The sequence below is a fragment of the Pseudomonas sp. lyk4-R2A-10 genome (genome assembly GCF_030209075.1).
Taxonomy (GTDB): Bacteria; Pseudomonadota; Gammaproteobacteria; order Pseudomonadales; family Pseudomonadaceae; genus Aquipseudomonas; species Aquipseudomonas glycinae.
The window spans coordinates 221537-237127 of record NZ_JARVSR010000001.1 but is presented as its reverse complement, the minus strand read 5'-3'; the positions used below and the strand labels follow the sequence as shown (position 1 = coordinate 237127).

The following is a 15591-nucleotide window of genomic DNA, read 5'->3' as shown; positions in this document are numbered from 1 at the left end:
AATCGGGAGCCCGACATGTTCCGTCCCAAGCTGTTGTTCACCAGCCTTGCCGCATTGGCCCTCGGCGCGTGCTCGCCACAGGATCCGCAAGCCGTCACCTCGGCGGCCATCGCCAAATCGGTGATCCTGCCGACCTACACCCGCTGGGTCGAGGCTGACAAGCAACTGGCCGTCAGCGCCCTCGCCTACTGCCAGGGCAAAGAGTCCCTGGACACCGCCCGTGCCGACTTCCTGCATGCGCAGAAAGCCTGGGCCGAGCTGCAACCGCTGTTGATCGGCCCGCTGGCGGAGGGCAACCGTTCGTGGCAGGTGCAGTTCTGGCCGGACAAGAAAAACCTGGTCGGCCGTCAGGTCGAGCAACTGGTCACCGCGCAGCCACAGATCGACGCCGCCGCACTGGCCAAGTCCAGCGTTGTGGTTCAAGGCCTGTCCGCTTACGAGTACATCCTGTTCGACGCCAAGCCTGACGTCGCCAACGACGAGCAGAAAGCCAAATACTGCCCACTGCTGGTGGCCATCGGCGAGCGTCAGAAACAACTGGCCGAAGAGATCCTCAGCAGCTGGAACAACACCGACGGCATGCTCGCGCAGATGAGCAAGTTCCCGAACCAGCGCTACGCCGACTCCCACGAAGCGATCGCCGATCTGCTGCGGGTACAGGTCACCGCCCTCGACACCCTGAAGAAAAAACTCGGCACGCCGATGGGCCGCCAGAGCAAGGGCGTACCTCAGCCGTTCCAGGCTGACGCATGGCGCAGCCAGTCGTCCATGGAGTCGCTGGAAGCCAGCCTCGCAGCGGCCAAAACCGTCTGGGAAGGCGTCGACAACAAAGGCCTGCGCGGCTTGTTGCCGGCTGAGCAAAAGCCGTTGGCGGACAAGATCGATGCTGCCTACGCGGCGTCGCTCAAACTGTTCGGCAGCACTCAGCGCTCGCTGACCGAAATGCTCAACGATGACGCCGGTCGCCAGCAGCTCAACGACATCTACGACAGCCTCAACGTCGTCCACCGCCTGCACGAAGGCGAGCTGGCCAAGGCGCTGGGCATCCAACTGGGCTTCAACGCCAACGACGGTGACTGATGAGGGCACGTGCCATGCTGCGACGCCAGGCTCTGACTTTAGGTAGTTTGCTGCTGGGAGCAGTGACACTGGGCGGCTGGACGCTGCTCAAACGCAAGGACCAAAGCCCGCTGCTGCTGTCAGCGCGGGACGACACCGACGGCAAGCACTACGCCGTCGGCTATCGGCTGGACGGCACCCAGGTGTTCGCCACCGAAGTCGGCCAGCGCTGCCACGACATCATCAATCACCCGACGCTGCCGATCGCGCTGTTCGTCGCCCGCCGGCCGGGCACCGAGAGCTACCTGATCGACCTGCGCAGCGGTGCATTGCTGCAAACCGTGACGTCGCAGCCGAACCGGCATTTCTACGGCCACGCGGTGATCCACCACAGCGGCGACTACCTGTACGCCACCGAAAACGACACCACCGATCCGGGCCGTGGACTGCTCGGGGTGTACAAGTTCGAAGGCGAACGGCTGGTGCACAGCGGCGAGATTTCCACCCACGGTCTCGGCCCGCATCAGGTGTCGTGGATGCCCGATGGTGAAACCCTGGTGGTGGCCAACGGCGGGATCCGCACCGAGGCCGAAAGCCGGGTCGACATGAACCTCGACGCCATGGAACCAAGCCTGGTGTTGATGCAGCGCGATGGCACCCTGCTGAGCAAGGAAACCCTCGCCCAGCAGATGAACAGCGTGCGCCACCTGGGGATCGCCAGCGACGGCACCATCGTTGCCGGCCAGCAATTCATGGGGCCTTCCCACGAGCGCTCGGAGCTGCTGGCGATCAAGCGACCGGGCCAGCCATTCGTGGCGTTCCCGGTGCCGGAGCATCAGTTGCAGTCGATGGGGCATTACACCGCCAGCGTCGCCGTGCACAGCGACCTGCGTCTGGTGGCACTGACCGCACCGCGCGGCAACCGCTTCTTCATCTGGGACCTGGACAGCGGCGAAGTGCGCCTCGACGCCCCATTGCCCGACTGCGCCGGCGTCGGTGCGGTGAAGGACGGGTTTGTCGTGACCTCCGGTCAGGGACGTTGCCGCTACTACGATTGCCGTCAGGACGATCTGCTGGCCAAACCGCTGGATTTGCCCGCAGGGCTCTGGGACAACCATCTTCATCTGATGGCTTGAAATTCGCCGCCGACCGTTCGGTCGGCGGCCCCGCTTTTCTCCACCTTCTTCCCTTACACCCGGTAAAACTGGCAGTTGGAATCCCTGCCGGACTCGCGGTAATGTGCCCGCCTGTCTCGCCTGATTTTCTCCAAGGAACTGGAAATATGCTGCGTCGCCGCATGCTGATCATGTTGGGTGTTGTACTGCTGATCGTTCTGCTTCTCGCCGGTTACAAGGCCTTCTCGATCTATACGATGATCCAGGGCTTTTCAAAACCGAAGCCGCCGATCAGCGTCGCCGTGGCCACCGCCGTCGAGCGCCCGTGGCAGATGCGTCTGCCCACCGTCGGCACGCTGAAAGCGCTGCAAGGCGTCGACCTGAGTCTGGAGAACGCCGGCACCGTCACCGAGCTGAAGTTTGAATCGGGGCAGAAGGTCAAGGCCGGCCAACCCTTGCTGCAACTGGACAGCGCCGTCGAAGCCGCCTTCCTCGAAACCGCCAAGGCCGATCTCGGCCTCGCGCAGCTGGATTACGGTCGCGGCAGCCAGCTCGTCGGCAGCAGCGCCATCTCCAAAGGCGAATTCGACCGGCTCTCGGCGCAGCTGCAAAAGAACAAGGCCACGGTCAATCAACTCAATGCGGCGCTGGCCAAAAAACGCATCGTCGCGCCCTTCAGCGGCACCATCGGCATCCGCCTTGTCGACATCGGCGACTACCTCGCCAGCGGTACCAAGATCGCCACCCTGCAGGATCTGAGCAGCCTCTACGCCGACTTCTACGTGCCCGAACAGTCGGTGCCGAAACTGGCCATCGGGCAACCGGTACAGATTACGGTCGCGGCGTATCCCGGCCAGAACTTCACCGGTGCCATCAGCGCGATCAACCCGATCGTCGAAAGCACCACCCGCAACATTCTGGTGCGCGCCACCCTGGCCAACCCCGACGGCAAGTTGCTGCCGGGCATGTTCACCAGCGTCGAAGTGCTGCTGCCGGATCCGCAGAAACACATCGTGGTCCCGGAAAGCGCGATCACCTACACCCTCTACGGCAACTCAACGTACGTGGTCACCCAGAAGAAAGCCGAAGACGGTACCGTCGAGAAAGACGACAAGGGCCAACCGGTGCTGATCGCCGAGCGTCGGTTCGTCGAGACCGGCGAACGCCGCGATGGCCAGGTGATGATCAACAAGGGCGTGCAGAGCGGCGAACAGGTGGTGACGGCCGGCCAGATCAAACTGGACAACGGCGCCCACATTGCCATCAGCGACGACAAGACCCTCGGCGAGCAGAACAGTCCGCCCCGCGCCGACTGATCAAGGAAACCCCATGGCTTTTACCGATCCGTTCATCCGCCGCCCGGTGCTAGCCACCGTGGTCAGCCTGCTGATTGTGCTGCTGGGCTTTCAGGCCTGGAGCAAGCTGCCGCTGCGCCAGTACCCGCAAATGGAAAACGCCCTGATCACGGTGACCACCGCGTACCCCGGGGCCAACGCCGAAACCATCCAGGGCTATATCACCCAGCCGATGCAACAGAGCCTGGCCAGCGCCGAGGGCATCGACTACATGACCTCGGTCAGTCGCCAGAACTTCTCGGTGATTTCGATCTACGCGCGCATCGGCTCCAACAGCGACCGCCTGTTCACCGAACTGCTGGCCAAGGCCAACGAGGTAAAGAACAAACTGCCTCAGGATGCCGAAGACCCGGTACTGAGCAAAGAAGCCGCCGATGCCTCGGCGCTGATGTACATCAGCTTCTTCAGCAAGGAGCTGAACAATCCGCAGATCACCGACTACCTGTCGCGGGTGATACAGCCGAAACTGGCGACCCTGCCGGGTATGGCCGAGGCAGAGATTCTCGGCAACCAGGTGTTCGCCATGCGCCTGTGGATCGACCCGGTGAAACTCGCCGGCTTCGGCCTCAGTGCCAGTGACGTGACCAACGCGGTGCGCCAGTACAACTTCCTCTCCGCCGCCGGCGAGGTGAAAGGCGAGTACGTGGTCACCAGCATCAACGCCAACACCGAACTGAAGTCCGCCGAAGCCTTCGGCAAGATCCCGCTCAAGGTCAGCGGTGACAGCCGGGTACTGCTCAGCGATGTGGCGCGGGTCGAGATGGGCGCGGAAAACTACAACTCGATCAGTTCGTTCGGCGGCACGCCTTCGGTGTACATCGGGATCAAGGCCACGCCCGGCGCCAACCCGCTGGACGTGATCAAGGAAGTGCGCAAGATCATGCCGGAGCTGGAAGCCCAGCTGCCGCCCAACCTCAAGAGCGAAATCGCCTACGACGCCACGCTGTTTATTCAGGCCTCCATCGACGAGGTAGTGAAAACCCTGTTCGAGGCGGTGCTGATCGTGATCGTGGTGGTGTTCCTGTTCCTCGGCGCCCTGCGTTCGGTAGTGATTCCGGTGGTGACCATTCCGCTGTCGATGATCGGCGTGATGTTCTTCATGCAGATGATGGGCTACTCGATCAACCTGCTGACCCTGCTGGCGATGGTGCTGGCCATCGGGCTGGTGGTCGACGACGCGATTGTGGTGGTGGAAAACATCCACCGGCACATCGAGGAAGGCAAGACACCACTGGAAGCCGCGCTCGAAGGCGCCCGGGAAATCGCCATGCCGGTGGTGTCGATGACCATCACCCTCGCGGCGGTGTACGCACCGATCGGTTTCCTGACCGGGCTGACCGGGGCGCTGTTCAAGGAATTTGCGTTGACCCTGGCCGGGGCGGTGGTGATCTCCGGCGTCGTCGCCCTGACCCTGTCGCCGATGATGTGCGCCATGCTGCTGCGCCATGACGAAAATCCCACGGGTCTGGCCCACCGCCTCGACCGGATTTTCGACAGCCTCAAGCGGCGCTATCAGCGCATGCTGCACGGCACGCTCAACACCCGGCCGGTGGTGCTGGTGTTTGCGGTGATCGTGCTGTGCCTGATTCCGGTGCTGCTCAAGTTCACCAAGTCGGAACTGGCACCGGACGAGGATCAGGGCATCATCTTCATGATGGCCAACGCGCCGCAGCCAACCAACCTCGACTACCTGAACACCTACACCGACGAGTTCATCAAGATCTTCAAGGAGTTCCCGGAGTACTATTCATCGTTCCAGATCAACGGCTATAACGGCGTGCAGAGCGGCATCGGCGGCTTCCTGCTCAAGCCGTGGAACGAGCGCAGCCGCACGCAAATGGAAATTCTCCCCGAGGTGCAGGGCAAACTCGAGGGCATTCCGGGCCTGCAGATCTTCGGTTTCAACCTGCCATCCCTGCCCGGCACCGGTGAAGGTCTGCCGTTCGAATTCGTGATCAACACCGCCAACGACTACGAGCTGTTGCTGCAAGTGGCCGACCGGATCAAGAAGCGCGCCATGGAGTCAGGCAAGTTCGCCTTCGTCGACCTTGACCTGGCCTTCGACAAACCCGAAGTGGTGGTTGACATCGACCGCGCCAAGGCAGCGCAGATGGGCGTGTCGATGCAGGATCTGGGCGGCACCCTCGCGACCTTGCTCGGCGAAGCCGAGATCAACCGGTTCACCATCGAAGGCCGCAGTTACAAGGTCATCGCCCAGGTCGAACGGGCCTACCGCGACAACCCGGACTGGCTGAACAATTACTACGTGAAAAACACCCAGGGCGAACTGCTGCCGCTGTCGACCCTGATCACCGTGACCGACCGCGCGCGACCGCGACAACTCAACCAGTTCCAGCAACTCAACGCGGCGAAGCTGTCCGGGTTCCCGCTGGTGAGCATGGGGGAAGCCATCGACAGTGTGCTGCAGATCGCCCGGGAGGAAGCCCCGGCCGGTTTTGCCTTCGATTACGGCGGCGCCTCCCGGCAGTTCGTCCAGGAAGGCAGTGCGCTGTGGGTGACTTTCGCGTTAGCACTGGCGATCATTTTCCTGGTGCTGGCGGCGCAGTTCGAAAGCTTCCGCGATCCATTGGTGATTCTGGTGACCGTGCCGCTGTCGATCTGCGGGGCGCTGATTCCGCTGTTCCTCGGCTGGTCGAGCATGAACATCTACACTCAGGTCGGGCTGGTGACACTGATCGGGCTGATCAGCAAACACGGGATCCTGATCGTCGAGTTCGCCAACCAGTTGCGCAAGGAGAAGGGCCTCACGCCTCGGGAGGCGGTGGAGGAAGCGGCGGCGATTCGTCTGCGCCCGGTGTTGATGACCACGGCGGCGATGGTGTTCGGCATGGTGCCGTTGATCGTGGCTACCGGCGCCGGTGCGGTCAGCCGCTTCGACATCGGGACGGTGATTGCCACGGGGATGTCGATCGGGACACTGTTTACGCTGTTTGTCCTGCCGTGCGTTTATACCGTGCTGGCGAAACCCGATCCCAAGGCATGACGCAGTAACACGAGCCATGACGCAATAAAAAAGGCCTCGCATTGGCGAGGCCTTTGGCTCTTGTCGAACGATTCAACTCTGCGGCCTCATCCCTTGAGAAAGTCCGAACATGAACAGCAACAGATCATGGTCCGGCTGAGTCGCCACGGCGGCTTTTGCCACCCGTGGCATCGGGCAATGCGGGTCGCTGGCTGATGCGCCAATGACCTGCATGCGTGGCTGTTCCCAGGCCGCCACCGCCAATGATGCAACTGCCAAGGCTCCTACCAGAAACAAACCTCGTGCAATTTCTAGTTTCATCGCTATAAACCTTTGATAGCGCTGCCAAACGCCGTCTCATAAAAGTAGACGAGTTTTTTCCAGTCGGTAGCGCTGAACGACGAGTGGCGGCGTAATTGCTTCATGTCATGGGCGGCCGCGCGATGAGCGGTCAGACGCTGACGGCATTTTTCCAGATCGATCAGAGCGACTTCGACCTTGGCCGATTCACCTTCGCCGGTCACGCTGACAAAGACGTGCTTGATGTAGATGCAACTGTGCTGCCAGCGACCTTTGTGCATGCGAGCCAGGTTTTCGGCGAGGTCCTTGAGCACGCGTTCATAGACGGCTTCGCCATATTGCTCACGACCGCCGGCGGCCACCCATTGCTCAAGCTCCTGAAAGCCATCGAGGGATTTGGTCACCAACAGCGCCCGCCACTTGTGCTGAGGATCGGGTTGAGCACCGCAAAAGACGATTTCTGGCACCCGGACCCCGAGACGGGAAACCCCGGTCAGCGCATCCAGTTCACGCAACACGGTCGGTCGCCCGAACGGATGCAGCCAACTGCGATAAATATGTCCGGTCTGGCGTTTGGCATACAGCAGTTGACCATCGCGCCCCACCACCCGCTGCACACCACTTTCGCCACCACGACGCACGTTGGGTTCTTCCACCCACTCACCGCGCTGGTTCCAGTAGTAGTCGAAGCGATCCTCGGGAGCGACTTCCGTTTCTGCTGCAAATTGCACTGCCATCCTCTTACCTCTTGCGTAATACGTAGACTCGCCACATGGCATAGAGCGGAATAAAGTCCAGTTGTTCCTGGATCCGGAATCCTGCTTCCTCGAATTCCTTTTCAACTGTTGCGGCCGGTAACACAAACCGGTTCTGGTAACCCTCCTGCCCACGCTTGCGTTCGGCGCGCTTGCGTTTCCAGGCCTTGAAATTGCCGTCTACCCACAGCGAAATGATCACGCTGTCGCGGGTGACACGCTCGAATTCGCGCAAAATCGCCCGACGGTGCTCGGCTTCGCCGATGTGATGCAGCAGTCGCATGCAGAAAATGCTGTCGACGGCGTTATCAGGCAAGGCAATGTCGAACGCAGACGTGTGCAAGGGTTGTACCCGTTTCACCACATCCGCCGGTTGTGCCTGCATGGCGGTCTTGATCATCGACTCGGAGTTATCCGCTCCGATGATCACCCGGTTGGGCTTTTCCGCCAGCAATGGCCAGAAACGCCCTGCACCGCATGGCAGGTCGAGCACCAGTCCCGGCTCGCCGACAAGGGTCAACGCCTTGCGGGCCAACTGCTGATCCCGCCAGTTGGACAAACGACGACCCAGACCGTCCTGATGCTTGCGCAAGTATTTCTGCGCATGGTTGTCGTCGTACTTTTCGGAAAAATCGAGTTTGATCGGGCCGGCCATCACCAGGACTCCTGAATTACTGATGACGCCACCTTAAGCAGTGACGTGTCAGCGTCAGGTCATCCCTTTGTGAAAAAAACGTCATGTAAATCGGCAAACTATTTCAAGGTTATACAGGAATTAGACAGGTTGGCGGCACTCTCGTGTGAGATTCAATGCTCTCAGCGCTTGCCCAGATCGACCTTGAAACGACAGCCATTGGGCTCCATCGTGCTCAGGGTGACGCTCCAGCCCTGGTTCTCGCAGATGCGTTGAACCAATGACAGACCCAACCCCAGCCCTTCGCCGCGTTTTTCGTTGCCACGTACAAACGGCTGGAACATGGCTTCGCGTTTTTCTTCGGGAATGCCTACACCCGAATCCTCGACCACGAAACCATTCTCGTTGAGCGTCAGGCGAATGAACCCCTGCTCGGTGTAATGCAAGGCGTTGCGCAGCAAATTGCCCATCACGGCATTGAGCAGCGTCGCGTTGTAACGGGTGTCGGGCGGATTGCCCGGCTCGAAAATCAGCTGCAAGCCCTTGGCTTCGATGGGCTCGCGCCACAGGCACAGCAAACTCTCAGCCACTTGCGAGAGGTTATGCTGGGGTGCCGCGCCTGCGTCCTCACGCTGGGCACGGGCGAGCATCAGGAAGGTCTGCACCAGTTCACGCATTTCCTCACTGGCCCGCGCAATGCGCTGAACCTGAGCCTTGCCGCGCTGATCGATACCTGGATTTTCCAGCAGCAGTTCACAGGAGCTGGCCAATACCATCAGCGGTGTACGCAATTCGTGGCTGACGTCACTGGTGAACAAACGCTCCCGCGTCAGCGCCTGACGCAGGCGCCCGAGCGTAGCGTCGAATGCCACCGCCAGTTCACCCACCTCGTCTGCCGCATAATCCGGCGCCAGCGGAGGCGCCAGTCCGAGCAACTGATCGCGATGACGTACCTGGCGGGCCAGCCGCACCACCGGGGCCATCACCTTGCGCGCCAGCACCCAGCCAAGGAACACCGCCAGTGCCAGACTGAGCACAAAGCCCACCAGCACCACGGCGAACAGCACACGCTCGCGCTCCTCGAAATCGCTTTGATCCTGCAGCAGCACATAGCGGCGACCGTCGACCACCTCGACCATCGCGTGGTACGACAGCTGCTCGCGAAAGACTTCATGGAAACCTGAATCCAGGTGACGCAGGTCCTTGGGCAGCTCGAAGTCGCCCGGCCCGCCGCTGAAGTAGAACAACTGATCCGGTTCCGGCCGGTGGCTCCAGTCCGAAACATTGTCCATCAACAGCAGTCGTTGCAGGTCGCCGCCGAGCCCGGCGGAAATCAGTTTTTCCTCGACCAGATGCACGGTCGCGACGATGCCCATGGCAAACGCCCCGGCCACCAGCGCACTCATCAACGCAAAGGCGATGATGATCCGCTGGGCAAGGCTTTGCTTAAACTCCATCGCGGCCCTCGGCCAAGCGGTACCCCACGCCGTGCACGGTGTGCAGCAATGGCTTGGCGAACGGTTTGTCGATCACCTGGCGCAACTGGTGGACATGGCTGCGCAGGCTGTCGCTGTCCGGGCAGTCATCGCCCCACAGCGCTTCTTCGAGAATTTCCCGACGCAGGACATGCGGGCTCTTTTGCATCAGCACTGCCAGCAGCTTGAGGCCGACCGGGTTGAGCTTGAGCAATTTGCCTTCGCGGGTCACTTCTAGGGTATCGAGGTCGTAGCTCAGATCGCCGACCTGCAGGGCCCGGCGACCGCCGCCCTGGGTGCGACGCATCACCGCTTCGACCCGCGCCGCCAGTTCCGACAGCGCGAACGGCTTGACCAGATAATCGTCGGCCCCGGACTTGAAGCCCTGCAGGCGATCGTCGAGCTGATCGCGGGCGGTGAGCATGATCACCGGCGTATCGCGACGGGCGTCTTCGCGCAAGCGCTTGCACAGGGTGTAGCCGTCGATGCCCGGCAGCATGATGTCGAGCACGATCAGGTCGTAATGCTCGGTGGCGGCCAGATGCAGGCCCGACAGACCGTCCTGGGCGCAATCGACGGTGTAGCCTTTGAGCCCCAGGTAATCGGCCAGATTGGCCAGGATATCGCGGTTGTCTTCGACCAATAGAATTCGCATGGGCACCTCCTCCGTACACGGTAGCGGCCGTCTTGGCCCGCGCAGCTTACGACCATCGCCGGCTCAGGGCTAGGGCGGCAAGCCCCACAAATCGAGTCTTTCAACCAAATTCATCCCTTAACAAGTTTTTCACTATCGGTTCACAACCTGACTACAGTGACAACGCGAGACTCTCGCGCCATTAGATATAAGGAATTTAGACAATGGACTTCCTCAAGACGGCGCCTGTGCGCTTTTTGCTGCTGGTCACCGGCGCCTGGCTGGTGGTGTTTCTCCTGACCCGAAGCGTGCTGTTGCTGACTCATCTGGACGAGGCCGGCGGCGTCGCGCTTTCCGTGTTCGGCATCGGCTTGCTGTATGACCTGGGCTTTCTCGCCTATGCCGCGCTGCCGATGGGCCTGTATTTACTGCTGTGTCCGCCGGCCTTGTGGCGCCGGCGCGGTCATCGCTGGTTCCTTCAGGGACTGTTGACGGTCAGTCTGTTCGCCATGCTGTTCACCTCCGTGGCCGAATGGCTGTTCTGGGACGAGTTCGGCGTGCGCTTCAATTTCATCGCCGTCGACTATCTGGTGTATTCCGATGAAGTCCTGAACAACGTGCTGGAGTCGTATCCCATCGGCATGTTGCTGAGCATCCTTGCGCTGCTCGCCGTCGCATTGAGTTTCGCGTTGCGCAAACCTTTTAACGCGGCGCTGGACGCCCCGCTGCCGCCACTGCGCGGTCGCCTGCTCAATGCCCTCGGTCTGTTGGTGGTCGCGGGACTGAGCCTGCAACTGCTCAGTCAGGACGCGCCGCGCGCTCAGGGCGGCAATGCCTATCAGAATGAACTGGCGAGCAATGGCCCGTATCAGTTTTTCGCCGCGTTCCGTAACAATGAACTGGACTATGGCCAGTTCTACAGCAGTCTGTCGCCGGAAAAAGTCGCCGGCCAGATTCGCGCTGAATTGAGCGAACCCAACGCGCGCTTCATCGGTCAGGATCCACAGGACATCCGCCGGTTGATCGACAACCCGGGCACTGTGCGTAAACCGAACATCGTGCTGGTTACCATCGAAAGCCTGAGTGCCAAGTACCTGGGCAGCAATGGCGATGAACGCAACCTGACACCGAATCTGGATGCCTTGCGCAAGCAGAGTCTGTACTTCAACAATTTCTACGCCACCGGCACCCGCACCGATCGCGGCCTGGAAGCCATCACCCTGGCCATTCCGCCGACGCCCGGCCGTTCGATCGTCAAGCGCATCGGCCGCGAAAGCGGCTTCGCCAGCCTCGGCCAGCAACTCAGCGCCGTCGGCTACGACAGCGTGTTCGTCTACGGCGGGCGCGGTTATTTCGACAACATGAACGCGTTCTTCAGCGGCAACGGCTACCGCGTCGTCGATCAGAGCAGCGTCGACGAATCGGAAATTCATTTCAAGAATGCCTGGGGCATGGCCGACGAGGATCTGTACAAGCAGACGCTGAAACTGGCCGATGCCGATCACGCCAGACAGCAGCCATTCCTGTTGCAGCTGATGACCACGTCCAACCACCGTCCTTATACCTATCCGGACAACCGGATCGACATCAAGTCCGGCAACGGTCGCGACGGCGCGGTGAAATACACCGACTACGCCATCGGCCAGTTCCTGGAGCAGGCGCGGCAGAAACCGTGGTTCGACAATACGATCTTCATCTTCGTCGCCGACCACACCGCCGGCAGCGCGGGCAAGGAAGACTTGCCGATCAGCAACTACCAGATCCCGCTGTTCATCTATGCACCGAAGTTGATCGAGCCACGGGAAAACGCGCAACTGGCCAGCCAGATCGATCTAGCGCCAACCCTGCTGGGGTTGCTGAACCTGGATTACCAATCGACGTTCTTCGGTCGCAACCTGCTGCAGGACAACCCGCTGCCACCCCGGGTCGTGGTCGGCAACTATCAACATCTGGGACTGTTCGACGGCAAGGATCTGGCGATCCTCAGCCCGCGCCAGGGCCTGCGTCGGCATGACGATGCACTGACCGAAAGCCGCGAGTCCAAAGCCGCCAGCGACGACCCGCTGATCAGCCGCGCCATCACCTATTACCAAACCGCCAGTTATGGCTTCAAGCAACAGCTGCTTGGCTGGAAAGCGCCCAAGGAGGGCGCCGAGCAAGTCAGCGAACGTTAATTGAAGCGCCCCGGGCTGATGCCCCGGGGCGTTTCCCGCTCTGGATATGTCATGTCATCAAGCGTTGTACGCCCTGCCCCTCGCCCGCTGAATTTCTGGTTGTGCCTGGGGATTCCCGTCGTGGCGGCCGTCATTCTGGTTTTGTTGGAGCTGACCGATCTGGACATGGATCTGGCCCGGCTTTTCTATGACCCGGCTGCCGGCGACTTCATCGGCCGCCACAGTTACTTCCTGGAAAACATCCTCCACGACCGCGCCAAACAAGTGGTGATCGCCTTTTCGGTGTTTGCCATCCTCGGGTTCATCGGTGCGTTTTTCATCGAGCGGCTCAAACCGTTCAAGCGTGAGCTGGGCTGCCTGGTGCTGTCGCTGGGGCTGGCCACCTCGTTTGTCACGCCGGTGAAAGCGGTGACGGCAGTGCAATGCCCATGGAGCCTCGAACAGTTCGGCGGCCACGAAACCTACAGCAAACTGCTGGAGCATCGCCCGCCTACCGACAAGCCCGGTCGTTGCTGGCCGGGTGGTCATGCGGCTACAGGTTTTACCTTGTTTGCGCTGTTCTTCGTGCTGCGTGACCGTCGCCCGCGGCTGGCCCGTCAGGCGTTCATCTTTGCCTTTGCACTGGGGTCGGTGTTCTCGATCAGCCGGATGATGCAGGGCGCGCACTTCTTTTCCCACAACGTGTGGACGGCGATCTTCTGCTGGCTGATCTGTCTGGGGTCGTATTACTGGATTCTGTATCGTCCGGCAGTAAAGGGTGAAACAGCGACACAGGCCCGTCCGGTCAATGCATGAAACTCTGAAACGCGGGCAATAAAAAACCCCGTCTGCTCACGCAGACGGGGTTTTTCGTTACTGGGTAAGGCTGGCTTACATCATGCCGCCCATGCCACCCATGCCGCCCATGTCTGGCATACCGCCGCCAGCAGCACCGTCTTTCTTCGGTGCGTCAGCAACAGCAGCTTCGGTGGTCAGGATCAGACCGCCGATCGACGATGCAGCTTGCAGAGCGGAACGGGTTACCTTGGTTGGGTCCAGGATGCCCATTTCGATCATGTCGCCGTATTCGCCAGTCGCAGCGTTGTAACCGAAGTTACCTTTGCCGTTCTTGACTTCGTTGACCACAACGCTTGGCTCGTCGCCGCTGTTGGCAGCGATCTGACGCAGCGGTGCTTCAACGGCACGACGCAGAACAGCGATACCTACGTCCTGGTCGGCGTTGTCGCCTTTGAGGTTGATGATCGCGTTCAGAGCGCGGATCAGCGCAACGCCACCGCCAGGTACCACGCCTTCTTCAACGGCTGCGCGGGTTGCGTGCAGGGCGTCTTCAACGCGGGCTTTCTTCTCTTTCATTTCAACTTCGGAACCGGCGCCAACCTTGATCACTGCAACGCCGCCGGACAGCTTGGCCAGACGCTCTTGCAGTTTTTCACGGTCGTAGTCCGAGGAAGTCTCGGCAACCTGGGCACGGATCTGAGCGATACGCGCCTGGATGTCGCCGTCATTGCCAGCACCGTCAACGATGATGGTGTTTTCCTTGGACAGGGTCACGCGCTTGGCGCTACCCAGGTGTTCCAGGGTGGTGCTTTCCAGGCTCAGGCCGATCTCTTCGGAGATAACGGTACCACCGGTCAGAACGGCGATGTCCTGCAGCATGGCCTTGCGACGGTCGCCGAAGCCTGGAGCCTTGACGGCTGCGACTTTAACGATGCCACGCATGTTGTTCACTACCAGAGTCGCCAGGGCTTCGCCTTCAACGTCTTCGGCAACGATCAGCAGTGGACGGCCGGCTTTGGCAACGGCTTCCAGTACTGGCAGCATTTCGCGGATGTTCGAGATCTTCTTGTCGACCAGCAGGATCAGCGCGCCTTCCAGCTCGGCGACCATGGTGTCCGGCTTGTTGACGAAGTATGGGGACAGGTAGCCACGGTCGAACTGCATGCCTTCTACAACCGACAGTTCGTTTTCCAGGCCCGAGCCTTCTTCAACGGTGATCACGCCTTCTTTACCGACTTTTTCCATGGCTTCGGCAATGATGTCGCCGATGGAGTTGTCGGAGTTGGCGGAGATGGTGCCAACCTGAGCGATCGCTTTAGTGTCGGTGCATGGTGCGGACAGTTTTTTCAGCTCGGCAACGACAGCGATGGTCGCTTTGTCGATACCGCGCTTCAGGTCCATCGGGTTCATGCCGGCAGCGACGGCTTTCAGGCCTTCGTTGACGATCGACTGAGCCAGAACGGTAGCGGTGGTAGTACCGTCACCAGCGTCATCGTTGGCACGGGAGGCAACGTCTTTGACCAGCTGCGCGCCCATGTTTTCGAAACGGTCTTCCAGCTCGATTTCCTTGGCAACGGAAACGCCGTCCTTGGTGATGGTCGGAGCGCCGAAGCTCTTCTCGAGGATCACGTTACGGCCTTTCGGGCCCAGGGTCGCTTTTACCGCGTCAGCCAGGACGTTTACGCCAACCAGCATTTTCTTGCGGGCGGAATCGCCGAATTTAACTTCTTTAGCAGCCATGATCGATATTCCTTAAATACTTTGTAGTAGCGGGAAAATGAACGGGGGTAATCAGCCTTCGATAACGGCGAGGATTTCGTTCTCGCTCATTACCAGCAGGTCTTCGCCGTCGACTTTCACAGTGTTGCTGCCGGAGTACGGACCGAACACAACCTTGTCGCCTACCTTCACGGACAGTGCGCGCACTTCACCGCTTTCCAGTGCCTTGCCCGGGCCTACAGCCAGAATCTCACCGTGGTTGGCTTTTTCAGCAGCCGAACCTGGCAGGACGATACCGCCAGCGGTTTTCTTTTCTTCTTCGCTGCGACGGATGACGACGCGGTCATGCAGAGGACGAAGCTTCATTGTCGATCTCTCCTAATTGTGGTTTTCATCGGCCGGTGTAGTCCCGGCGGGTTTAACGAATCCGGCCTGCGCCGGTTGCGGCTCGTCGAGCGAACCGCGGAAGTCTGTCCGGTTCAAATACCGGAAACCTTTCGGTGACCGATACATAAGGGCGCATAAGCTTATTACAAGGGCGGGGGCTAAAAAATTTTCACGCAAGCTGCATGAATTAGCTCCACAAACGAACACGGCACCCGAAGGTGCCG

At 60.5% G+C, this 15591-nt stretch carries 13 protein-coding genes; 6 read left to right on the top strand and 7 right to left on the bottom strand.

The window, feature by feature from the left end; all coding sequences use genetic code 11:
• Nucleotides 1-15 precede the first annotated feature (15 nt).
• The 4 genes from QRN46_RS01060 (at nucleotide 16) to QRN46_RS01045 (ending at nucleotide 6533) form a co-directional block, all read left to right on the top strand.
• Complete coding sequence (locus QRN46_RS01060) at nucleotides 16-1080, top strand: imelysin family protein (protein WP_285354183.1); 1065 nt, start codon at nucleotides 16-18, stop codon at nucleotides 1078-1080.
• Nucleotides 1081-1094: 14 nt separating this feature from the next.
• A complete protein-coding gene (locus tag QRN46_RS01055) occupies nucleotides 1095-2195 on the top strand; it encodes a DUF1513 domain-containing protein (RefSeq protein ID WP_201816339.1) in 1101 nt (366 codons plus the stop codon).
• A gap of 146 nt (nucleotides 2196-2341) precedes the next feature.
• Nucleotides 2342-3490 carry an efflux RND transporter periplasmic adaptor subunit gene (locus QRN46_RS01050; RefSeq protein ID WP_064383816.1) on the top strand — a complete coding sequence of 383 codons (1149 nt, stop codon included), beginning with the start codon at nucleotides 2342-2344 and terminating at the stop codon, nucleotides 3488-3490.
• A 13-nt stretch (nucleotides 3491-3503) separates the two neighbouring features.
• Nucleotides 3504-6533 carry a multidrug efflux RND transporter permease subunit gene (locus tag QRN46_RS01045; RefSeq protein ID WP_201816342.1) on the top strand — a complete coding sequence of 1010 codons (3030 nt, stop codon included), beginning with the start codon at nucleotides 3504-3506 and terminating at the stop codon, nucleotides 6531-6533.
• Between the two features lie 72 nt (nucleotides 6534-6605).
• On the opposite strand, the gene QRN46_RS01040 is transcribed toward QRN46_RS01045, so the two are convergent.
• The 5 genes from QRN46_RS01040 to colR all read right to left on the bottom strand — a co-directional run bounded on the left by QRN46_RS01040 (nucleotide 6606) and on the right by colR (nucleotide 10331).
• Nucleotides 6606-6833, bottom strand: a complete 228-nt coding sequence (locus QRN46_RS01040; protein WP_011335717.1) for a hypothetical protein — start codon at nucleotides 6831-6833, stop codon at nucleotides 6606-6608.
• A 2-nt stretch (nucleotides 6834-6835) separates the two neighbouring features.
• Nucleotides 6836-7549 (bottom strand): lipopolysaccharide kinase InaA family protein, encoded by a 714-nt coding sequence (locus QRN46_RS01035; protein WP_201816343.1) that lies wholly within the window; start codon nucleotides 7547-7549, stop codon nucleotides 6836-6838.
• Nucleotides 7550-7553: 4 nt separating this feature from the next.
• Complete coding sequence (locus QRN46_RS01030; RefSeq protein WP_011335719.1) at nucleotides 7554-8222, bottom strand: class I SAM-dependent methyltransferase; 669 nt, start codon at nucleotides 8220-8222, stop codon at nucleotides 7554-7556.
• Nucleotides 8223-8383: 161 nt separating this feature from the next.
• Nucleotides 8384-9658 (bottom strand): sensor histidine kinase, encoded by a 1275-nt coding sequence (locus QRN46_RS01025; protein WP_011335720.1) that lies wholly within the window; start codon nucleotides 9656-9658, stop codon nucleotides 8384-8386.
• Nucleotides 9648-10331 carry a two-component system response regulator ColR gene (gene colR, locus QRN46_RS01020; RefSeq protein ID WP_007953224.1) on the bottom strand — a complete coding sequence of 228 codons (684 nt, stop codon included), beginning with the start codon at nucleotides 10329-10331 and terminating at the stop codon, nucleotides 9648-9650. Before colR ends, QRN46_RS01025 begins: the two co-directional genes overlap by 11 nt.
• 203 nt (nucleotides 10332-10534) lie before the next feature.
• On the opposite strand from colR, the gene QRN46_RS01015 reads away from it, so the two are divergent.
• Nucleotides 10535-12484, top strand: a complete 1950-nt coding sequence (locus QRN46_RS01015) for an LTA synthase family protein (protein ID WP_285354182.1) — start codon at nucleotides 10535-10537, stop codon at nucleotides 12482-12484.
• Nucleotides 12485-12535: 51 nt separating this feature from the next.
• Entirely contained in the window at nucleotides 12536-13279 is a 744-nt protein-coding gene (locus QRN46_RS01010) for a phosphatase PAP2 family protein (protein ID WP_201816368.1), read from the top strand.
• A 75-nt stretch (nucleotides 13280-13354) separates the two neighbouring features.
• Here the strand turns inward: QRN46_RS01010 and groL are convergent, their stop codons facing one another.
• Together groL and QRN46_RS01000 are read right to left on the bottom strand one after the other, a co-directional pair.
• Complete coding sequence (gene groL, locus QRN46_RS01005; protein ID WP_011335723.1) at nucleotides 13355-15001, bottom strand: chaperonin GroEL; 1647 nt, start codon at nucleotides 14999-15001, stop codon at nucleotides 13355-13357.
• A 51-nt stretch (nucleotides 15002-15052) separates the two neighbouring features.
• Nucleotides 15053-15346: a co-chaperone GroES gene (locus QRN46_RS01000; RefSeq protein ID WP_011335724.1), complete on the bottom strand. Its 294-nt coding sequence runs from the start codon at nucleotides 15344-15346 to the stop codon at nucleotides 15053-15055.
• Nucleotides 15347-15591: the final 245 nt, after the last annotated feature.

What these genes read in the sequence shown, in the direction of transcription:
- QRN46_RS01050 (WP_064383816.1), top strand. Translation starts at nt 2,342, where the DNA reads ATGCTGCGTCGCCGCATGCTGATCATGTTGGGTGTTGTACTGCTGATC.
- QRN46_RS01030 (WP_011335719.1), bottom strand. Translation starts at nt 8,222, where the DNA reads ATGGCCGGCCCGATCAAACTCGATTTTTCCGAAAAGTACGACGACAAC.
- QRN46_RS01000 (WP_011335724.1), bottom strand. Translation starts at nt 15,346, where the DNA reads ATGAAGCTTCGTCCTCTGCATGACCGCGTCGTCATCCGTCGCAGCGAA.
- QRN46_RS01035 (WP_201816343.1), bottom strand. Translation starts at nt 7,549, where the DNA reads ATGGCAGTGCAATTTGCAGCAGAAACGGAAGTCGCTCCCGAGGATCGC.
- QRN46_RS01045 (WP_201816342.1), top strand. Translation starts at nt 3,504, where the DNA reads ATGGCTTTTACCGATCCGTTCATCCGCCGCCCGGTGCTAGCCACCGTG.
- QRN46_RS01015 (WP_285354182.1), top strand. Translation starts at nt 10,535, where the DNA reads ATGGACTTCCTCAAGACGGCGCCTGTGCGCTTTTTGCTGCTGGTCACC.
- QRN46_RS01055 (WP_201816339.1), top strand. Translation starts at nt 1,095, where the DNA reads ATGCTGCGACGCCAGGCTCTGACTTTAGGTAGTTTGCTGCTGGGAGCA.
- groL (WP_011335723.1), bottom strand. Translation starts at nt 15,001, where the DNA reads ATGGCTGCTAAAGAAGTTAAATTCGGCGATTCCGCCCGCAAGAAAATG.
- QRN46_RS01040 (WP_011335717.1), bottom strand. Translation starts at nt 6,833, where the DNA reads ATGAAACTAGAAATTGCACGAGGTTTGTTTCTGGTAGGAGCCTTGGCA.
- colR (WP_007953224.1), bottom strand. Translation starts at nt 10,331, where the DNA reads ATGCGAATTCTATTGGTCGAAGACAACCGCGATATCCTGGCCAATCTG.
- QRN46_RS01025 (WP_011335720.1), bottom strand. Translation starts at nt 9,658, where the DNA reads ATGGAGTTTAAGCAAAGCCTTGCCCAGCGGATCATCATCGCCTTTGCG.
- QRN46_RS01010 (WP_201816368.1), top strand. Translation starts at nt 12,536, where the DNA reads ATGTCATCAAGCGTTGTACGCCCTGCCCCTCGCCCGCTGAATTTCTGG.
- QRN46_RS01060 (WP_285354183.1), top strand. Translation starts at nt 16, where the DNA reads ATGTTCCGTCCCAAGCTGTTGTTCACCAGCCTTGCCGCATTGGCCCTC.